Source organism: Streptomyces sp. NPDC058308, assembly GCF_042880275.1.
GTDB lineage: Bacteria > Actinomycetota > Actinomycetes > Streptomycetales > Streptomycetaceae > Streptomyces.
The window spans coordinates 10,430-29,120 of sequence record NZ_JBHVZA010000006.1 but is presented as its reverse complement, the minus strand read 5'-3'; the positions used below and the strand labels follow the sequence as shown (position 1 = coordinate 29,120).

General features: G+C 70.3%; 16 protein-coding genes. 6 read left to right on the top strand and 10 right to left on the bottom strand.

The features are described from left to right. Positions 1-57: 57 nt before the first annotated feature. The 8 genes from rodA to ACFVYL_RS10455 all read right to left on the bottom strand — a co-directional run bounded on the left by rodA (position 58) and on the right by ACFVYL_RS10455 (position 9,096). Entirely contained in the window at positions 58-1,254 is a 1,197-nt protein-coding gene (gene rodA, locus ACFVYL_RS10490; RefSeq protein WP_389714408.1) for a rod shape-determining protein RodA, read from the bottom strand. Beyond that, positions 1,254-3,434: a penicillin-binding protein 2 gene (gene mrdA, locus ACFVYL_RS10485; protein WP_389714406.1), complete on the bottom strand. Its 2,181-nt coding sequence runs from the start codon at positions 3,432-3,434 to the stop codon at positions 1,254-1,256. Before mrdA ends, rodA begins: the two co-directional genes overlap by 1 nt. Before the next feature lie 98 nt (positions 3,435-3,532). Further along, on the bottom strand, positions 3,533-4,207 hold the full coding sequence (gene mreD, locus ACFVYL_RS10480) for a rod shape-determining protein MreD (protein WP_389714404.1): 675 nt from the start codon (positions 4,205-4,207) through the stop codon (positions 3,533-3,535). Positions 4,208-4,219: 12 nt separating this feature from the next. After that, positions 4,220-5,176, bottom strand: coding sequence for a rod shape-determining protein MreC (gene mreC / locus ACFVYL_RS10475; protein ID WP_389714403.1), 957 nt, complete (start codon positions 5,174-5,176; stop codon positions 4,220-4,222). Between the two features lie 145 nt (positions 5,177-5,321). Beyond that, entirely contained in the window at positions 5,322-6,341 is a 1,020-nt protein-coding gene (locus ACFVYL_RS10470) for a rod shape-determining protein (RefSeq protein WP_030362602.1), read from the bottom strand. 313 nt (positions 6,342-6,654) lie between these two features. Beyond that, positions 6,655-7,068: a nucleoside-diphosphate kinase gene (gene ndk / locus ACFVYL_RS10465; RefSeq protein ID WP_389714402.1), complete on the bottom strand. Its 414-nt coding sequence runs from the start codon at positions 7,066-7,068 to the stop codon at positions 6,655-6,657. Between the two features lie 157 nt (positions 7,069-7,225). Continuing rightward, positions 7,226-7,570: a DUF4233 domain-containing protein gene (locus ACFVYL_RS10460; RefSeq protein WP_389714400.1), complete on the bottom strand. Its 345-nt coding sequence runs from the start codon at positions 7,568-7,570 to the stop codon at positions 7,226-7,228. Between the two features lie 5 nt (positions 7,571-7,575). Further along, complete coding sequence (locus tag ACFVYL_RS10455; RefSeq protein WP_389714399.1) at positions 7,576-9,096, bottom strand: bifunctional folylpolyglutamate synthase/dihydrofolate synthase; 1,521 nt, start codon at positions 9,094-9,096, stop codon at positions 7,576-7,578. Positions 9,097-9,240: 144 nt separating this feature from the next. On the opposite strand from ACFVYL_RS10455, the gene ACFVYL_RS10450 reads away from it, so the two are divergent. Further along, positions 9,241-10,257 carry a rod shape-determining protein gene (locus ACFVYL_RS10450; RefSeq protein ID WP_389714397.1) on the top strand — a complete coding sequence of 339 codons (1,017 nt, stop codon included), beginning with the start codon at positions 9,241-9,243 and terminating at the stop codon, positions 10,255-10,257. Between the two features lie 190 nt (positions 10,258-10,447). Here the strand turns inward: ACFVYL_RS10450 and ACFVYL_RS10445 are convergent, their stop codons facing one another. After that, positions 10,448-11,614 (bottom strand): sensor histidine kinase, encoded by a 1,167-nt coding sequence (locus ACFVYL_RS10445; protein WP_389714395.1) that lies wholly within the window; start codon positions 11,612-11,614, stop codon positions 10,448-10,450. Positions 11,615-11,783: 169 nt separating this feature from the next. Between ACFVYL_RS10445 and ACFVYL_RS10440 the strand changes: the two genes are divergently transcribed. Next, complete coding sequence (locus tag ACFVYL_RS10440) at positions 11,784-12,410, top strand: hypothetical protein (protein WP_389714393.1); 627 nt, start codon at positions 11,784-11,786, stop codon at positions 12,408-12,410. Between the two features lie 77 nt (positions 12,411-12,487). On the opposite strand, the gene ACFVYL_RS10435 is transcribed toward ACFVYL_RS10440, so the two are convergent. Further along, complete coding sequence (locus ACFVYL_RS10435) at positions 12,488-15,112, bottom strand: valine--tRNA ligase (protein WP_389714391.1); 2,625 nt, start codon at positions 15,110-15,112, stop codon at positions 12,488-12,490. A 136-nt stretch (positions 15,113-15,248) separates the two neighbouring features. On the opposite strand from ACFVYL_RS10435, the gene ACFVYL_RS10430 reads away from it, so the two are divergent. The 4 genes from ACFVYL_RS10430 (at position 15,249) to ACFVYL_RS10415 (ending at position 18,577) form a co-directional block, all read left to right on the top strand. Beyond that, the gene (locus ACFVYL_RS10430) at positions 15,249-16,208 is read left to right on the top strand and encodes a hypothetical protein (protein ID WP_389714390.1); all 960 of its coding nucleotides are present in this window, start codon (positions 15,249-15,251) and stop codon (positions 16,206-16,208) included. A gap of 174 nt (positions 16,209-16,382) precedes the next feature. Then, on the top strand, positions 16,383-16,505 hold the full coding sequence (locus tag ACFVYL_RS10425; protein ID WP_389714388.1) for a hypothetical protein: 123 nt from the start codon (positions 16,383-16,385) through the stop codon (positions 16,503-16,505). A gap of 105 nt (positions 16,506-16,610) precedes the next feature. Next, positions 16,611-17,435: a hypothetical protein gene (locus tag ACFVYL_RS10420; protein WP_389714386.1), complete on the top strand. Its 825-nt coding sequence runs from the start codon at positions 16,611-16,613 to the stop codon at positions 17,433-17,435. 122 nt (positions 17,436-17,557) lie between these two features. Next, positions 17,558-18,577 carry a hypothetical protein gene (locus tag ACFVYL_RS10415; RefSeq protein ID WP_389714385.1) on the top strand — a complete coding sequence of 340 codons (1,020 nt, stop codon included), beginning with the start codon at positions 17,558-17,560 and terminating at the stop codon, positions 18,575-18,577. The last annotated feature ends 114 nt before the right edge of the window (positions 18,578-18,691 follow it).

The following is an 18,691-nucleotide window of genomic DNA, read 5'->3' as shown; positions in this document are numbered from 1 at the left end:
TGAATCTAGACGCGAAAGACGAAGGCAAACATGCCTACGACAGGACCTGGGCGCGGCCTACGCCGACATCGGGCGCTGCACCTTGATCGACTGGAGCAGCCCCACGGCCACCCAGACCGCGAACATCGACGAACCTCCGTACGAGACGAAGGGCAGCGGGAGACCGGCCACCGGCATGATGCCGAGTGTCATGCCGATGTTCTCGAAGGCCTGGAAGGCGAACCAAGCGATGATCCCGGCGGCGACGATCGTGCCGTACAGCTCGGTCGTCTCGCGGGCGATGCGGCAGGCGCGCCACAGGACGAGGCCGAGCAGCAGCAGGATCGCTCCCGCGCCCACGAAGCCGAGCTCCTCGCCCGCGACCGTGAAGACGAAGTCCGTCTGCTGTTCGGGGACGAACTGGCCGGTGGTCTGGGAGCCCTTGGTCAGACCGGTGCCGGTCAGGCCGCCGGAGCCGATGGCGATGCGCGCCTGGTTGGTGTTGTAGCCGACGCCCGCCGGGTCGAGCGCGGGGTTGGCGAAGGCGGCGAAGCGGGCGATCTGGTAGTCGTCGAGGACGCCGAGCTGCCATATGGCGACGCCACCGGCGACGCCGGTGCCGAGCAGGCCGAACACCCAGCGGTTGGAGGCGCCGGAGGCGAGCAGGACGCCGAGCACGATCATCGCCATGACCATGACCGAACCGAGGTCCGGCATGAGCATCACGATCGCCACGGGCACGGCCGCGAGACCGAGCGCCTGCACGACCGTGCGGTGGTCCGGATGCTCCCGGTCGCCCGCGTCGACGCGGGCCGCGAGCAGCATCGCCATGCCCAGGATGATCGTGATCTTCACGAACTCGGAGGGCTGGAGCGAGAAGCCGCCGCCGAGCACGATCCACGCGTGCGCGCCGTTGATCGTCGCGCCGAGCGGGGTGAGGACGAGCAGCACCAGGAAGACGGAGATGCCGTAGAGGATCGGCACGGCGGTGCGCAGCGTGCGGTGGCCGAGCCAGACGGTGCCGATCATCAGGGCGAAGCCGATGCCGGTGTTCAGGACGTGCTTGAGCGCGAAGGACCACGGGTCGTCGCCGACGAGCTCGGTGCGGTTGCGGGTCGCGGAGTAGACGAGCGCGGTGCCGATCCCGGAGAGCGCGATCGCCGCGAGCAGCATCGGCCAGTCGAGCCGGCGCACTATCGAGTCGCGGGCCAGGAGCCGCGACATGCCGGACCGCTCGGGCCCGTACCCGGAGACGGAGAAACCACTGCCGGTCATCAGTCACGCCTCCAGTCGGCCGCCGGTGGCCCGGCCAGCTGCTGCTCCTCGGCCGGCGGCTTGGGCGCCTCGGGCTTGTACGGCTTGATCTTCGGGGAGTCGATGGAGCCGTCGGTCTCGATCTTCGGCAGGTTCTTCTGCGGTTCGGGCAGGAGGGCCTTCTTCAGGTCCTGCTTGCCGTCGTCGTCGAGGCCGTAGATCGCGTTGTAGATCTTGCGGACTGCGGGCCCCGAGGCGCCCGAGCCCGTACCGCCCTGGGCGATCGTCATGACGATCGTGTAGTCCTTGGTGTACGTCGCGAACCACGAGGTGGTCTGCTTGCCGTAGACCTCGGCGGTACCCGTCTTGGCGTGCATCGGGATCTTCTTCTGCGGCCATCCCTGGAACCGCCAGGCCGCCGTGCCGCGCGTGGCGACGTCGGCGAGGGCACCGTCTATGTCCTTCTGCAGCTTGGCGTCGAACGGCAGCCTGCCGTGCGACTTGGGCGCGATCTCCTCGACCTGCTTGCCGTCGGCGCTGATGATCGCCTTGCCGACGGTGGGGTCGTGGAGGGTGCCTCCGTTGGCGATGGCGGAGTAGATCGTGGCCATCTGTATCGGCGTGACGAGGGTGTCGCCCTGTCCGATGGAGTAGTTGACGGAGTCACCGGCGCGCATCTTCATGCCTTCGAGGCAGTTCTCGTAGGCGATGCGCTCGGCGTAGTCGCCGCCGCTCTTCTTGCCCTGCTTGCACCAGGCGTCCTTGTTGGCCTTCCAGTAGTCCTTCTTCCACTGGCGGTCGGGGACGCGGCCCGTGACCTCGTTGGGGAGGTCGATGCCGGTCTCCTTGCCGAGGCCGAACTGGTGGGCGGTCTTGTAGAACCAGTCCTTGGGGTGCTTCGCCGGCTTGTTGCCGCCGTCCTTGCGCCACTGGTCGTGCGACAGCTTGTAGAAGACGGTGTCGCAGGAGACTTCAAGGGCCTGGCCGAGGGTGATGGAGCCGTGGCCCTTGGACTCGTAGTTCTTGAAGGTCTGGCCGCCGATGGAGTACGAGCTGGGGCAGGGGTAGCGGCCGTTGAAGTCGTAGCCCGCGTTGACCGCCGCGGTCGTCGGGATGACCTTGAAGATCGAGCCGGGGGCGGCCTGGCCCTGGATGGCGCGGTTGAGCAGCGGGTAGTTGGACGTCTTGCCGGTGAGGCGCGCGTAGTCCTTGCCGGAGATGCCGCCGACCCAGGCGTTCGGGTCGTACGTCGGGTTGGAGGCCATGGAGACGACGCGGCCCGTCTTGTTCTCCATGACGACGACGGCGCCCGCGTCGGCCTTGTAGTTCTCCCCGGTGTTCTTGTCGAACTCCTTGCGGGCCTGCTTCATCGCGTCGTTCAGCCAGTACTCGGAGACGGCCTGCACGCGCGCGTCGATGCTGGTGACGACGTTCGCGCCGGACCTGGCCTCGTCCGACTTGGCCTTGCCGATGACGCGGCCGAGGTTGTCGACCTCGTAGCGGGTGACGCCGGCCTTGCCGCGCAGCTGCTTGTCGTACGTGCGCTCCAGACCGGAGCGGCCCACCATGTCCGAGCGGAGGAACGGCGAGTCGGTGTTCTCCGCCTTGTTGATCTCTTCGTCGGTGACGGGCGAGAGATAGCCGAGGACCTGCGCGGTGTTGGACTTGCCGGGCGCGGCGTAGCGGCGCACGGCGGTGGGCTCGGCGGTGATGCCGGGGAAGTCCTCGGAGCGCTCGCGGATCTGCAGGGCCTGCCGGGGCGTGGCCTCGTCGGTGATGGGGATGGGCTGGTACGGCGAGCCGTTCCAGCAGGGCTGCGGCGTCTTGGCGTCGCAGAGGCGGACCTTGCCCGCGACGTCCTCGGGCTTCATGTCGAGGACGTCGGCGAGCTTGGCGAGGACCGCCTTGCCGTCGTCCTTCATCTTCATCAGGTCCGTGCGGGAGGCGGAGACGACCAGGCGGGTCTCGTTGTCGGCGATCGGCACGCCGCGGGCGTCCAGGATGGAGCCGCGCACGGCGGGCTGGACGACCTGCTGGACGTGGTTGCCCGAGGCCTCCTCGGCGTACTCGTCGCCGTTGCGGACCTGGAGGTACCAGAGGCGGCCGCCGAGGGTGAGCAGGAGGGAGACGACGAGGATCTGGATGACGATGAGGCGGATCTGGACGCGTGGGGTCCGTCCGGTCTCGGGGATGTTGGTCACTGCTGCTGCCTCCCCCTCTCAGTGTGCGTACGGGTAGTACGTGTACACGCTCGACCTGTGCGTGTCCGCGGGCGCTCGCGGGGCCGGCCGGGTGGCGTTCACAGGCGCTTGACCCCCTTGATGCGGCCCGCGCGGGCGACTCTGGCCTTGGCCGCCTTCGCCCGCAGGCCGCCGCCGCGCTGGTTGCCGATGCTCAGCCCGGTGCCGGAGGAGAGCCAGCCGGAGGAGACGTCGGCCGCCTTGTTCACGGGCGAGTTCTCCCCCAGCGGGTCGTTCTCGGCGCGCCGGGCGAGGGCGATGATCAGCGGCACCGTGAAGGGCGCGAGCAGCAGGTCGTAGAGCGCGGCGGTGAACAGGAGCCCGATCAGGCCCACATGGCGGGCGGCGGTGTCCCCGACGAGGGAGCCCACGCCCGCGTAGAGCAGCGTCGATCCGATGGCGGCGCTGACGACCACGACGAGGGGTCCGGTGGCGGAGCGGAGCCGGCCGTTGTCGGGCTTGGCGAGGCCCGCGAGGTAGCCGACGACGCAGAGCACCAGTGCGTACCGCCCGACGGCGTGGTCGGCCGGCGGCGCCAGGTCGGCGAGGAGCCCGGCGCAGAAGCCGACGAGGGCGCCGCCGACGTGGCCGTAGACGAGGGCGAGGCCGAGGACGGTGAGCAGGACCAGGTCGGGCACCGCGCCCGGGAGTTGGAGCCGGGCCAGGACGCTGACCTGGATGACGAGGGCGACGACGACGAGGGCGGTGGAGAGCAGGATTCGGTTGAGGCGCATGGGTCCGGTCTCCTACTGCTCGTCGTCGCCGGTGTCGGCGCCTTCGGCGGGCGGCCGGCCCGACGGGGTGGCCGTGACGGTCACCGTCGGGGTCGGCTTGGGCTTCTCGGGCTTCTTCGGCAGGACCGTGTCGCGCGGGTCCTCGCGGGGTGCCTCGACGACGACACCGACGATGTCGAGCTTGGTGAACCCGGCGTACGGCTTCACGTAGATGTTGCGGGTGAGGTCGCCGCCCGAGGGGTCGACGCGGACGACCTCGCCGACCGGGACGCCCGGCACGAACGGCTTGTCCTTGCGCGAGCCGAAGGTGACCAGGCGGTCGCCCTTCTTGACCTTGGCCTTGCCGTTGAGCAGCTGGACGGAGAGCGGACGGTCGCCCTGGCCGGTGGCGAAGCCGAGCTCGTCGGTCTTCTCCATGCGGGTGCCGACGGTGAAGTCGGGGTCGTTGGCGAGCAGGACGGTCGCGGTGCTCGGGCCGACCGTGGTGACGCGGCCGACCAGTCCGTCGCCGTTCAGGACGGTCATGTCGCGCTTGATTCCGTCGTGGGCACCGGCGTCGATGGTGACGGTCCAGGAGAAGCCCTGGGCCGCTCCTATCCCGATGACCTCGGCACCCTTGATGCCGTACTGGCCCGCGCCCGCCTTCTTCAGCATGCTGTCGAGCTGGTGCACCCGGCTGCGGTTGCGGTCGTCGCTGCCGAGCTTCGCCTTCAGGGCGGCGTTCTGGCGTTCCAGTTCGGCGATGCGGTTGTGGCGCTCTCCTGAGTCGCGTACCGCGCCGATGGCGTTGCCGATCGGGTCGACGGCGGAGGACATCCCCTCCTCGACCGGACCGAACACCGTCGCGGCGGCCCGGCGGGCACCGTCGACCGGTGAGTCCTCGCCGCCGCGGATGTCCACCGTGATCAAAGCGAACGCGATGGCGACCAGCAGCACCAGGAGCAGCCGGCTCTCTCGTGTGTCCCTCACGTGCGGCGGCGTGCCTTCCTCAATCGGATTCCGTGGAATCTGCGGGTTCCACGGGTTTCTGGGGAATTCTTCTGCCTTGCCTCTATATCAACGATCCGCCGCACGAGATGGCAGGCACTCGTACGGCGGATGTCGGCGCGTCAGATCATCTGCGCGGCTGGGCGTCAAGCACCTGCTGCAACGCCTCGAACTCCTCGACGCACTTTCCGGAGCCGAGCGCCACGCTGTCGAGCGGGTCCTCGGCGATGTGGATCGGCATGCCGGTCTCCCGGCGCAGCCGCTCGTCGAGGCCGCGCAGCAGGGCGCCGCCACCGGTGAGAACGATGCCGCGGTCCATCACGTCACCCGACAGTTCCGGCGGGCACTTGTCGAGGGTGGTCTTCACCGCGTCGACGATCGCGTTGACCGGCTCCTCGATGGCCTTGCGGACCTCGGCGGCGGAGATGACAACGGTCTTGGGCAGCCCGGAGACCAGGTCACGGCCGCGGATCTCGGTGTGCTCGTCGGCGTCCATGTCGTACGCCGAACCGATGGTGATCTTGATCTGTTCGGCGGTGCGCTCGCCGAGGAGGAGGGAGTACTCCTTCTTGATGTGCTGGATGATCGCGTTGTCCAGCTCGTCGCCGGCGACACGGATGGACTGCGCCGTGACGATTCCGCCGAGCGAGATGACGGCGACCTCGGTGGTGCCGCCGCCGATGTCGACCACCATGTTGCCGGTGGCCTCGTGGACCGGCAGGCCGGAGCCGATGGCCGCGGCCATGGGCTCCTCGATGATGTGCACCTGGCGGGCGCCGGCCTGCGAGGAGGCCTCGATGACGGCGCGGCGCTCGACGCCCGTGATGCCCGAGGGCACGCAGACGACGACGCGCGGGCGGGCGAGGTAGCGCCGCTTGTGAATCTTCAGGATGAAGTAGCGGAGCATCCGCTCCGTGATCTCGAAGTCGGCGATGACGCCGTCCTTCAGCGGACGCACCGCGACGATGTTGCCGGGCGTGCGCCCGATCATCTTCTTCGCCTCGGCGCCGACCGCGAGGATGCCACCGGTGTTGGTGTTGATCGCGACGACGGACGGCTCGTTGAGTACGATCCCCCGACCCCTGACGTACACCAGCGTGTTGGCGGTCCCGAGGTCGACAGCCATGTCACGGCCGATGAACGACATGTTGTTCCCCATGAGGATGCGTCTGGCCTTCCCTATTGGAGCGTTTGATGGCTTTTTAGGTAGGCGAGGTGGGTGCTGTGTGGCAGTGGAGGCTTCCATCGTAGTCTCGGCTGCGCGAACACGGCGCTAGGGTCTTCGCCATTGTCAGCAGATGATGCGTCGCCTCGCCTTTTCAGACGTGCCATCGGAGGCACGGGTTCCCCCAATTGGGGTTGCATATGCCAAAGGACGGCCGGATTTCTCCGGCCGTCCCAGCACTGGTCCGGCTCCGTCCTGACGCCGCGTCAAGAAACCATGACGAAGGTTTTGCGGTTCAGGCGGCGCCCGGGAAGAAGATCTTGAGCTCGCGCTCGGCGGACTCCTCGGAGTCCGAGGCGTGAATCAGGTTCTCCCGGACGATCGTGCCGAAGTCGCCGCGGATCGAGCCCGGCGCCGCGGCGATCGGGTCGGTCGGCCCGGCGAGCGCGCGCACGCCCTCGATGACCCGCTCCCCCTCGACGACGAGCGCGACGACCGGCCCCGACGACATGAAGGCGACCAACGGCTCGTAGAAGGGCTTGCCCTTGTGCTCCCCGTAGTGCTGCTCCAGGGTCTCCTGGTCCAGCGAACGCAGCTCCAGCGCGGAGATCGTCCAGCCCGCCTTGCGCTCGATGCGCCCGATGATCTCTCCGACCAGCCCACGACGGACGGCGTCGGGCTTCAGCAGGACGAGGGTGCGCTGGCTCATGTGCGGCTCCAAGAGGTGTTCTTACGATCTTTACGATCACGGGGGTTGCCCGGCACGATACCGAGCCGGTGGGGGTGGGGGTGCCGCAGGGCTGGGGGTGGGGGCGGTTCCGGGTGCCGAGGCCCCGGAACCGGGTGGGGGCGCGGAGTGCGCGGGGTCAGGCCGGTTCTGCCGATTGCGCCGCGAAACGCGCCTTCGCCTCGTCGATTTTGCGGCCGAAGTGGACCGACGCCCACCACAGGGCGGCGAACACCGCGCCCAGGAAGAACATCGTCGGCACCACGAATCCGCTCGCGATCAGCGCGATCTGCAGCGCCCAGCCGAGCTGCACCCCGCCGGGCCGGGTGATCATTCCGCAGAGCAGCACGGACACCGCCATCGCGATGCCGCAGACCGTCCAGACCGTGCCCATGGACAGGTCCTCGTCCTTCATGGCGACCAGACCCGCGAAGCCGATGACGAAGAACTCGCCGATCAGCGTCGAGGCGCAGAGCGTACGCACAGGAATCAGCCTCTCCCCAGGAGCAGCCGGGCCTCGCCGACCGTGATGACGGAACCAGTGATGAGCACGCCGCCGCCCGCGTACTCCCCCTCTTCCTCGGCGAGGGTGATCGCCGCCTCCAGGGCGTCGTCCAGACGCGGCTCGACCTGCACGCGCTCGTCGCCGAAGACCTCGACGGCCAGGCCCGCGAGCGTGTCCGCGTCCATCGCACGATGGCTGGAGTTCTGCGTGACGACAACCTCGGCGAAGATCGGCTCGAAGGCTTCGAGCACCCCCTTCATGTCCTTGTCGTCGCTCGCGCCGACCACGCCGATCAGCCGGCTGAAGTCGAACGCCTCGCTGACCGCGGCGGCCGCGGCGCGGGCCCCCGCCGGGTTGTGCGCGGCGTCCAGGACGACGGTGGGCGAGCGCCGCACCACCTCCAGGCGGCCGGGCGAGGCCACCGTCGCGAACGCCTTGCGGATCGTGTCGATGTCCAGCGGGCGCGCGTGCTGCGAGCCGATGCCGAAGAACGCCTCGACCGCGGCGAGCGCCACCGCGGCGTTGTGCGCCTGGTGTTCGCCGTGCAGCGGCAGGAAGATCTCCTCGTACTCGCCGCCGAGCCCGCGGAGCGTCATGAGCTGGCCGCCGACCGCGACCTGGCGGGCGACGACGCCGAACTCCAGGCCCTCGCGGGCCACCGTCGCGTCCGCCTCGACGGCCTTCTTCAGGAGCACCTGCGCGGCGTCCACCTGCTGCTGAGCCATGATCACCGTCGAGCCCGGCTTGATGATGCCGGCCTTCTCCTTGGCGATCTCGCCGGGCGTGGAGCCGAGGCGGTCCGTGTGGTCCAGGTCGATGGGGGTGATGACGGCCACCGAGCCGTCGATCACGTTCGTCGCGTCCCAGCTGCCGCCCATGCCGACCTCGACGACGGCGACGTCCACGGGGGCGTCCGCGAAGGCCGCGTACGCCATGCCGGTGAGCACCTCGAAGAAGGAGAGGCGGTACTCCTGCCTGGCGTCGACCATGTCGACGTAGGGCTTGATGTCGTTGTAGGTCTCGACGAAGCGCTCCGCCTCGACGGGGCTGCCGTCCAGGCTGATCCGCTCGGTGATCGACTGGACGTGGGGCGAGGTGTAGCGCCCCGTGCGCAGATCGAAGGCGGAGAACAGCGCCTCGATCATGCGGGCCGTGGACGTCTTGCCGTTCGTCCCCGTGATGTGGATCGAGGGGTACGCGCGCTGGGGCTCACCCAGGACGTCCATCAGCGCGGCGATGCGGCTGACGGAGGGCTCCAGCTTCGTCTCGCCCCAGCGGCCGGCGAGCTCCGTCTCCACCTCGCGCAGCGCCCTGTCCACTTCCGGATCAGTGGGACGGGCGGGGATGTCGCCCTGCGGCGGGCCCGCCTGGGCACGCAGGGTGCGGCTGCCGGCCTCGATCACCGCGAGGTCGGGGTCACGGTCCGTCTCGGCGCCGACGATCTCCTCGAAGGCGTCGTCGGGCTCGGCGGGTCGGTCGTCGTCATGCGGGGAGAGGTCACTCACGCACGCCAGTCTACGGAGCGGTGCCGACACTCGCCGTCAGGACCTCCACGTTGTCCCCCGGGACCTTTGTCGGGACCTTTGGCCCGTCCGATTCGGGACCTTGGTCCCTCCGCTCGGGAGAGCCACCGGGCAAACTTGGCGATCATGGACATAGGTATCGACCTCGGCACTGCGAACACTCTCCTCTACGTGCGCGGCAAGGGGATCGTGCTCAACGAGCCGTCGGTGGTCGCCGTGCGGTCGGGCAGGGGAGGCAAGAGCGGGGTGCTCGCCGTGGGGACGGAGGCCAAGGAGACGATCGGGCGTACGCCCGGGTCCATCACCGCCATCCGTCCGCTGCGGGACGGCGTGATCAGTGACTACGAAGCGGCCGAGGAGATGATCCGGCACTTCGTGCGCAAGGCCGTGCCGGGGCGCCGCCCCCGTACGCGCATGGTCGTGTGCGTGCCGAGCGGGGTCACGCCCGTCGAGCGGCGCGCCATCGTGCACGCCGCGCAGCGGGCCGGGGCGCGGGCCGTGCACCTCGTGGAGGAGCCGATGGCCGCGGCCATCGGGGCGGGGCTGCCGGTCGCCGAGCCCCGCGGGTCGATGGTCGTCGACATCGGCGGCGGCACGACCGAGGTCGCGGTGATCTCCCTGGGCGGCATCGTCACGGCCCAGTCCCTGCGGGTGGGCGGCGACCGGCTCGACGCGGCCATCACCGACTTCGTACGCAAGGAGCACGCGCTGCTCATCGGCGAGCGCACCGCCGAGGACATCAAGGTCGGCATCGGCTCCGCGTGGCCCGTGCCGGGTGAGGACGCGCTGGAGATGCGGACGTTCACCGTGCGGGGGCGGGAGAAGGTGGGCGGTCTGCCGAAGACGGTGGACCTGACGGCGCGCGAGGTGCGGGCGGCTCTGGACGAGCCGGTCGAGCACATCATCGCCGCGGTCAAGGCGACCCTGGAGGAGTGCCCGCCGGAGCTGTCCGGCGACATCATGGAGCACGGCATCGTGCTGACGGGCGGCGGCGCGCTGCTCCCCGGCCTCGACCTGCGAATCGCCTCCGGTACGGGGATTCCCGTCTTCGTCGCCGATGATCCGCTGGACAGTGTCGCGATGGGGTGCGGGAAGTGTGTCGAGGACTTCGACGGGCTTGAGCGGGTGATGTCTGCGGCGTAGGCCTTCGGCCGGGGGTGCGTTCTTCGTCTGCGGGGCCGTGGGGGCTTGTCGCGCAGTTCCCCGCGCCCCTAGGTAACCCTGGCGTCCCCTCACCCTCAGGGTGCTGCCCCCGGGGCGATGCGGTGGACCGCCCAGGGGCGCGGGGAACTGCGCGAGTACCCCCCACCGGCCCGCGGCAGGCGGCGTCGCGTCAGGCCCCCGTCAGTTCGCCCGCCGACAGCGTCGCCCGGACCTCGTACGCGTCCCCCCGCGGCCCCGCCGCGAACGTGCCGCCCACCGCTCGGATCCGTTCCGCCATGCCCGTCGTGCCCGTGCCCGCCGAGACCGGGGCGGCGGGCGGGGCCGTGGTGGGGAGCGGGTTGGTCACCGTGATGTCCAGGCGGTCGGCGCACAGGGCCACGCGGACCGTCACCTTTTCGCCCGGCGCGTGCTTCGCCGCGTTCGTCAGGCACTCCTGGACCACCCGGTGGACCGCCGCCTGACGGAGCGGGGAGAGGCGGTGGGCCTCGTCTGCGATCAGGAGGTCGACGGGGCTGCCCGCGCGGCCGCTGCGCTCCGCCAGTTCGGGGAGCGCGTCCAGGCCGGGGGTCGGCGCGCCGTCCGTGCCGCGTTGCACGATGATCTCGTTCAGCATCCGGTGCGCGCTGCGCGCCGTCTCCGAGAGTTCCTCGAAGTCGTTCTCGAAGGGGCCGCCCGAGGCCCGGCGCGCAAGCACCTGGGAGCGCACGCTCAGCAGCGTGAGCTCGCGGCCGACGAAGTCGTGCACGTCCCGCGAGATGCGGACCCGCTCCTGCTGGACGGCGTGCAGCGTGTCGGTCTCCGCGCGCTGCGCCGCCAGCGCACGGACCAGGTCCTGCCGGTTCGCGGCGACGCCGACGCCCGCCGCGAGCACCCCGATCGGGACGACCAGGCTCAGGAACGAGCCGAGCGTGGACCCCCGGTGCACCGGCCAGCCCGGCAGGCTGAACATCACGTACGCGAAGGCGACGTATCCGATGACGCCGAGCGTCCCGGCCAGCCGGCCCCGGTAGCGCCCCAGCGAGTAGAGCACGAACTGGGCCAGCGTCAGCTCGTGCAGCCAGCCCAGGAAGAGCAGCGCGATCCCGTACGTCACCCAGGGCAGCCTGCGCCGCAGCAGCAGCGTGGACGCGCCGGCCGCGAGGGCCAGGACGGCGAGCGGGCCGTTGAGGGAGTTGTCCGCCTCGGCGAGGCCGGGCACGTCCAGGCTCATCAGCGCGAAGGCGCTGGCCGCCGTGAGCGCGTCCTGGGCCCGCGGCGCCCGGGACCAGCGCCCGCAGAGGCGGCCGGCCGTGGCCGCCGCCTGGCGTATCGCCTGGGCGGCGGGCAGGTTGCGCATGCCTTCCATCATCCAAGGTCTTTCGGCCCGGACCACCGGACTTAGGTCCTTGATTTGGTGATTTGCCGCACCCTGGGCTTTTGCGGGCGAACCATCGGGTGTGCACACAACGGGTGTACTTTCGGCGCGGCTGCCCGGCCCCGGGGAGCCGCGGGGGTCAAATCGGACCATGTGGTATGCCCAGAACCCCGCCAGGCGGACCCATCAGCTCGCCGGTGACGCCGGCATCCTCCTGTGGACCGCGCTGTGGGCCACCGCCGCCGTCCTCACGTACCGGCTGGCCTGCCTGCTCGCCCTCCCCCGCGCCCTGCAGCAACACGACGCGCCGCTGCCACTGGTCGGCGGCCGTGTCGACACCGCGCTGCGGCGCGTCGCGGACGTCGTCGACGCCATGGATCCGGTGGCCGTCCGGGCGGCCGTGGCCGTGGGCGCCCTCGCCCTCTTCGTCCTGCCCGTCGGCCTCGTCCTGGCCGCCTGGCTGCCGCGCCGGCTGCGCTGGATCCGGCAGGCGGGCGCGGCCCGCGATCTCGCCGCCTCAGACGACGGCCGCGAGATCCTCGCCCTGCGCACCCTGCTCAGACCGCTCCACGAGGTGGCGGCGACCGCTGCGAACATCGCGGGCGCCACCCCCGGCAGCCTCGCCGAGGGCTGGCGCAACGGTGACCCCCAGACCCTGGCCGCACTGGCCGAGGCCGAGCTCGAACGGCTCGGCCTCGACCTGCTGCCGCGCATCCCGGAGGAGCTCGGCCCCATCGGACGGCAGGCGACCGGGCCCGTCGCCGAGTCCATCACCTAGCCAGGGGCGCTAGCAGGACGTGCGAAGGCCCCGGAACCGCTCTGACGGTTCCGGGGCCTTCGGCTGTGCGGTGGGTGCTACGCGGCCGGCAGTGCCTCCAGCTGCGCCTGCAGGCGGGCGATGTCGGCCTCCGCCTTGGTGAGGCGGCCGCGGATCTTGTCGACCACGTTGTCCGGCGCCTTCGCCAGGAACGCCTCGTTGCCCAGCTTCGCCTCGGCCTGCGCCTTCTCCTTCTCGGCGGCGGCGAGGTCCTTGGCGAGGCGCTTGCGCTCGGCCGCCACGTCGATCGTGCCCGACAGGTCGAGCGCGACCGTGGCGCCCGAGACCGGCAGCGTCGCCGTCGCCGTGAAGGCGTCGCCCTCCGGCTGGAGGCGCAGGAGCTGGCGGATGGCCGCCTCGTGCGGGGCGAGCGCCGTGCCGTCGAGGGTCAGGCGGGCCGGGACCTTCTGGCCCGGCTGCAGACCCTGGTCGGCGCGGAAGCGGCGGACCTCGGTGATGACCTGCTGGAGCGTCTCGATCTCCTGCTCGGCGGCGGCGTCGCGGAAGCCACTGTCCGCGGGCCAGTCGGCGATGACGAGCGACTCGCCGCCGGTCAGCGCCGTCCAGAGCGTCTCCGTCACGAACGGGACGATCGGGTGGAGCAGGCGCAGCGTGACGTCGAGGACCTCGCCGAGGACGCGGGCCGAGACCTTCGCGCCCTCGCCGCCCGCCATGAAGGTCGTCTTGGAGAGCTCGACGTACCAGTCGAAGACCTCGTCCCACGCGAAGTGGAAGAGGGCGTCCGAGAGCTTGGCGAACTGGAAGTCGTCGTAGAGCGCGTCGACTTCGGCGACCGTCGCGTTGAGGCGGGAGAGCACCCAGCGGTCGGTGGCGGACAGCTGCTCGGCCGGGGGCAGCTCGCCCTCGATCGTGGCGCCGTTCATCATCGCGAAGCGCGTGGCGTTCCAGATCTTGTTGGCGAAGTTGCGCGAGCCCTGGACCCAGTCCTCGCCGATCGGCACGTCCGTGCCGGGGTTGGCGCCGCGGGCGAGCGTGAAGCGCAGGGCGTCCGAGCCGTACTTGTCCATCCAGTCCAGCGGGTTGACCGCGTTGCCGAAGGACTTCGACATCTTCTTGCCGAACTGGTCGCGGACCATGCCGTGCAGCACGATCGTGTGGAACGGCGGGGTGCCGTCCATCGCGTACAGGCCGAACATCATCATCCGGGCGACCCAGAAGAAGAGGATGTCGTAGCCGGTGACCAGGACGGAGTTCGGGTAGAACTTCGCGAGCGATTCCGTCTGCTCGGGCCAGCCGAGGGTGGAGAACGGCCACAGGCCCGAGGAGAACCACGTGTCGAGCACGTCGTTGTCCTGCGTCCAGCCCTCGCCCGTCGGGGCCTCGTCGTCGGGGCCGACGCAGACGACCTCGCCGTTCGGGCCGTACCAGACCGGGATGCGGTGGCCCCACCAGAGCTGGCGCGAGATGCACCAGTCGTGGAGGTTGTCGACCCAGTCGAAGTACCGCTTCTCCATCTCCTGCGGGTGGATCTTGACCTTGCCGTCACGGACCGCGTCGCCCGCGGCCTTCGCGAGCGGGCCGACCTTGACCCACCACTGCATCGACAGGCGCGGCTCGATGGTGGTCTTGCAGCGCGAGCAGTGGCCGACCGAGTGCGTGTACGGGCGCTTCTCGGCGACGATGCGGCCCTCGGCGCGCAGCGCGCCGACGATGGCGGAGCGGGCCTCCAGGCGGTCCAGGCCCTGGAAGGGGCCGGGGACGGTGATCACGGCGTGCTCGTCCATGACCGCGATGTTCGGCAGCGAGTGGCGCTGGCCGATCTCGAAGTCGTTCGGGTCGTGCGCCGGGGTCACCTTGACGGCGCCGGTGCCGAACTCGGGGTCGACGTGCTCGTCGGCGACGACCGGGATCGTGCGGTTGGTCAGCGGCAGCTTGATCTGCTTGCCGACGAGGTGCTTGTACCGCTCGTCCTCGGGGTGGACCGCGACGGCGGTGTCGCCGAGCATCGTCTCGGCGCGAGTGGTGGCGACGACGAGCGTCTCGTCCCCCTCGCCGTACTTGATCGACACCAGCTCGCCGTCGTCGTCCTGGTACTCGACCTCGATGTCCGAGATCGCCGTCAGGCAGCGCGGGCACCAGTTGATGATGCGCTCGGCGCGGTAGATCAGCTCGTCGTCGTAGAGCTTCTTGAAGATGGTCTGGACGGCCTGCGAGAGGCCCTCATCCATCGTGAACCGCTCGCGCTCCCAGTCGACGCCGTCACCGAGACGGCGCATCTGCCCGGAGATCTGACCGCCGGACTCCCCCTTCCACTTCCAGACGCGCTCGATGAACTCCTCGCGCCCGAGGTCGTGGCGGGACTTGCCCTCCTTGGCGAGCTCGCGCTCCACCACGTTCTGCGTGGCGATGCCCGCGTGGTCCATGCCGGGCTGCCAGAGCGTCTCGTGGCCCTGCATGCGCTTGCGGCGGGTGAGGGCGTCGATGAGCGTGTGCTCGAAGGCGTGGCCGAGGTGGAGTGCGCCGGTCACGTTCGGCGGCGGGATCACGACGGTGTACGGGGGCTTCTCGCTCTTCTCGTCGGCCGAGAAGTAACCCCGTTCCACCCAGCGCTCGTACAGCGGCCCCTCTACCTCGGCCGGCGCGTACTGGGTCGGCAGTTCGGGAGTGGTCGCTGGGGGCTGCTGCTGAGCGTTCTCGGTCACGCGGTCAGTTTAGAGGGGTCACCGAGCGGTCCAGAAACCGGAATCTTCGATAACGGTTGCCGCCACGCCCCCCACGGGGTCACGGCTTCGTCCAGGATGGCCGGAACACATCAATTCCCACGGGGGGACCCACGTCATGAGCGACAACCAGCCGGGCCCGTACGGGCAGCAGCCACTCCAGCCGGGGCCCTACGGCCAGCAGCCCCAGCAGGGTTACGGACAGCCGGGTTACGGACAGCCGCAGCAGCCGTCCCAGCCCGGTTACGGCTACCCCCAGCAGCCGCCTCAGCAGCCCGGATACGGCCAGCCCCAGCAGCCCGGCCCCTACGGGCAGCCGCCGCAGGGCCCCTACGGGCAGCAGCAGCCGCAGGCCCCGTACGGGCAGGTCCCGCCCCCGCCGCCCGGTGGCGGCAGCGGCGGCAAGAAGAAGACCGGGCTCGTCATCGGCGCGGTCGCCGTGGTCGCGGCGCTCGGTGTCGGCGCCTACTTCGTCTTCGGCGGCAGCGACTCGACGTCGGTCGAGGACGACGGCGCGCACAGGCTGGTGCCGCCGGGCTCGGTGGGCGAGTACAAGAAGAGCGACGAAGCGGGTGCCCCCGACGGAGGCCCGCTCGGCTCCGGCGACAAGAAGAACGCCGAGGAGATCGGCATCAAGGACCCGCACAACGTGTCGGCCACGTACGAAACCGGCGCGACCCTCAAGGGGAAGCAGATGAGCTTCCAGGGGATGTACGGCGACATCGACGACCCTGAGCAGGCCGTCGACGACGGCTTCGCCAAGGCGGACGAGAACACCGAGAAGGAGTCGGGCAAGTCCACCGACGAAGGTGACGAGGTCGAACTCACCGGCAGCCCCGAGACCGTCGAGCCCGACGGCCTCGACAACGCCGTCATGAAGTGCCAGACCGCCAGCATCAAGGACGACGGCGGCGAGACGAAGCTGCCGATCTGCATGTGGGCCGACCACAGTACGTACGGCATCGTGTTCGGCGTCGACGTGGCGGCGATGGCGAAGGGGAAGGGAGGCGGCATGGCCGCGGACGACGTCGCCGAGTTCGCCGCCGACCTGCGCAAGGCCGCCCGCGTCAAGGCGTAGCGGAGCATAGGGGGAGGAAAGGCCCGGGGCGGTGCGCCGTCCCGGGTCTTCGTACGTCCGGCCTATGGAACAGCCCTTCAACAACTCCGCATCGATCCGACCCGGGAGCCCAACCCCGAGCGCACGTCCGCGAGGATGTTCGAAACATATAAGCATCGGGAGGGACCCCCAGTAATGAGCTACAACCAGCCGGGCCCGTACGGCGGGCAGCAGCCCCAGCAGCCCGGGCCGTACGGCCAGCAGCCGCAGCAGCCTGGCCCCTACGGTCAGCCGCCGCAGGCGCCCCAGCCCGGCTAAGGCTACCCCCAGCAGGCCCCGCAGCAGGCGCCCCAGCAGGGCGGCTACAGCCAGCCCCAGCAGCCCGGCCCCTACGGGCAGCAGCCCCAGGCCCCGTACGGCCAGATGCCTCCGCAGGCCCCGTACGGGCAGGTTCCGCCGCCGCCCCCGGGCGGTGGCAAGAAGAAGACCGGCATCATCATCGCCACCGTGGCCGTGGTCGCCGCGGCCGCCGTCGGCGGTTACGTCCTCCTCGCGGGCGGCGACGACGACAAGGGCGGCAAGAACGGCGGATCCTCGAACGTCGCGGGGGGCGGTGGCGAGGACGGCGGCATCAAGGACGACGGGCCGCACAAGCTGACCACGCCGATGACCGTCCTGACCGACTACAAGAAGAACGAGGAGCAGTCCAGCGGCCTCAACAGCATCGACCTCGACAAGGCCGAGGCCGCGGGGGTGAAGAACCCCAAGGACGTGCACGCCGGGTACCAGTCGGGCTCCAAGGAGAACCCGATGGCGCAGAAGATCCTCAGCTTCGGCGGCGTCTACGGGGACATCGAGGACCCGGAAGGGGTCGTCGACCACATGTTCACCAACGCCAAGAAGAAGAACGAGACCTCCGGCAGCGGCACCGGCCAGAAGGTCACGCTGGTCGGCGAGCCCAAGGAGTACAAGCCCGCCGAGCTCGACGGCGCCGTTCTCAAGTGCCAGGAGATGAAGGTCGCGATGGGCGGCGGGGCGGGTACGTCCGGCTCCTCGGCCGGCTCCTCGTCCGGCTCCTCGGGACCGAGCGAGATGTCCGCGGCGACCTGCATCTGGGGTGACCACAGCACCATCGGCTACGTCGTCACCACGGACGTCGCGAGCGCGCTGTCCGGCAGCGCCGCCGACCTCGACGAGGCCTCGACCACCACGGCCAGGTTCCGCGGGGAAGTCCGCGTCAAGAGCTGACGCCCGCCGGGCCGTGTGCGCGGGCCCGGGTGATTCTGAACGTACTGGGGCCCGGTCATGCGACCGGGCCCCGTTGCGTCAGGATGTCGGAAACACATAAAGCATTTCGGAGGGGAACCCCCATGAGCTACCACCAGCCGGGTCCGTACGGCGGGCAGCAGCCCCAGCAGCCCGGCCCGTACGGCGGCGGGCAGCCCCAGCAGCCGGGGCCCTACGGGCAGCCCCCGCAGCAGCCCGGCCCCTACGGCCAGCCGCCGCAGGCGCCCCAGCCCGGCTACGGCTACCCCCAGCAGGCGCCCCCGGCGCAGCCCCAGCCCGGCTACGGCTACCCGCAGCAGGCGCCCCAGCAGGGCGGCTACAGCCAGCCCCAGCAGCCCGGCCCCTACGGGCAGTTCCCCCAGCAGGCCCCCTACGGGCAGGTCCCTCCGCCGCCCCCGGGCAGCGGCAAGAAGAAGACGGGCATCATCATCGCCACCGTCGCCGTGGTCGCCGCGGCCGCCGTCGGCGGCTACTTCCTCCTGGCGGGCAAGGACGACGACAAGGGCGGCTCCTCGACCGTCGCGGACGGCGGCATCAAGGACGACGGCCCGCACACGCTGACCACGCCCGGCACGCTCCTCGGCGAGTACGAGAAGAACGAGGGCGACAGCGGCGGCTTCAACTCCAGCGACCTGACGGCCGCGGAGAAGGCGGGCGTGAAGGATCCCCAGGACGTGGACGCCGCCTACAAGTCGGGGGACGACAGCAACCCCCTGGCGCAGAAGGCGATCCAGTTCATGGGCGTCTACGGCGACATCGACAAGCCCGAGAAGGTCGTCGACGCCATGTTCGCCAAGCTCAAGCACGACTCCCAGGGCAAGAACTCGGAGACCGGCGAACTGGTCGGCAGCCCCAAGGACTTCAGCACGGGCGCCGCGGCCCTCAAGTGCCAGGAGTCGGTGATCGAGAACGACAACGCGAGCAGCGGCTCGTCCTCGGGGCCCAAGGAGATCCGCATGCCGGTCTGCATCTGGAGCGACCACAGCACCCTCGGCGTCGTGGTCCCCGTCGAGGTCGCGAACGCCATGGCGGGCAAGCTCTCGCTCGACAACGCCTCGGCCACCGCGCTCAAGGTCCGCAAGGAAGTCCGTGTGAAGGCCTGACCTTCCTCACGTGACGTGCGTACGACGGAGGGGGGGGGCCCCCGTGCAACACCGGGGGCCCCCCCCCTCAGAACCAGGGACCACCCCAGCGGCAGAAAGCCCAAAAAGAAAAAC

What these genes read in the sequence shown, in the direction of transcription:
- rodA (WP_389714408.1), bottom strand. Translation starts at nt 1,254, where the DNA reads ATGACCGGCAGTGGTTTCTCCGTCTCCGGGTACGGGCCCGAGCGGTCC.
- mreD (WP_389714404.1), bottom strand. Translation starts at nt 4,207, where the DNA reads ATGCGCCTCAACCGAATCCTGCTCTCCACCGCCCTCGTCGTCGTCGCC.
- ACFVYL_RS10470 (WP_030362602.1), bottom strand. Translation starts at nt 6,341, where the DNA reads ATGTCGTTCATCGGCCGTGACATGGCTGTCGACCTCGGGACCGCCAAC.
- ndk (WP_389714402.1), bottom strand. Translation starts at nt 7,068, where the DNA reads ATGAGCCAGCGCACCCTCGTCCTGCTGAAGCCCGACGCCGTCCGTCGT.
- ACFVYL_RS10450 (WP_389714397.1), top strand. Translation starts at nt 9,241, where the DNA reads ATGGACATAGGTATCGACCTCGGCACTGCGAACACTCTCCTCTACGTG.
- ACFVYL_RS10445 (WP_389714395.1), bottom strand. Translation starts at nt 11,614, where the DNA reads ATGCGCAACCTGCCCGCCGCCCAGGCGATACGCCAGGCGGCGGCCACG.
- ACFVYL_RS10440 (WP_389714393.1), top strand. Translation starts at nt 11,784, where the DNA reads ATGTGGTATGCCCAGAACCCCGCCAGGCGGACCCATCAGCTCGCCGGT.
- ACFVYL_RS10430 (WP_389714390.1), top strand. Translation starts at nt 15,249, where the DNA reads ATGAGCGACAACCAGCCGGGCCCGTACGGGCAGCAGCCACTCCAGCCG.
- ACFVYL_RS10425 (WP_389714388.1), top strand. Translation starts at nt 16,383, where the DNA reads ATGAGCTACAACCAGCCGGGCCCGTACGGCGGGCAGCAGCCCCAGCAG.
- ACFVYL_RS10420 (WP_389714386.1), top strand. Translation starts at nt 16,611, where the DNA reads ATGCCTCCGCAGGCCCCGTACGGGCAGGTTCCGCCGCCGCCCCCGGGC.
- ACFVYL_RS10415 (WP_389714385.1), top strand. Translation starts at nt 17,558, where the DNA reads ATGAGCTACCACCAGCCGGGTCCGTACGGCGGGCAGCAGCCCCAGCAG.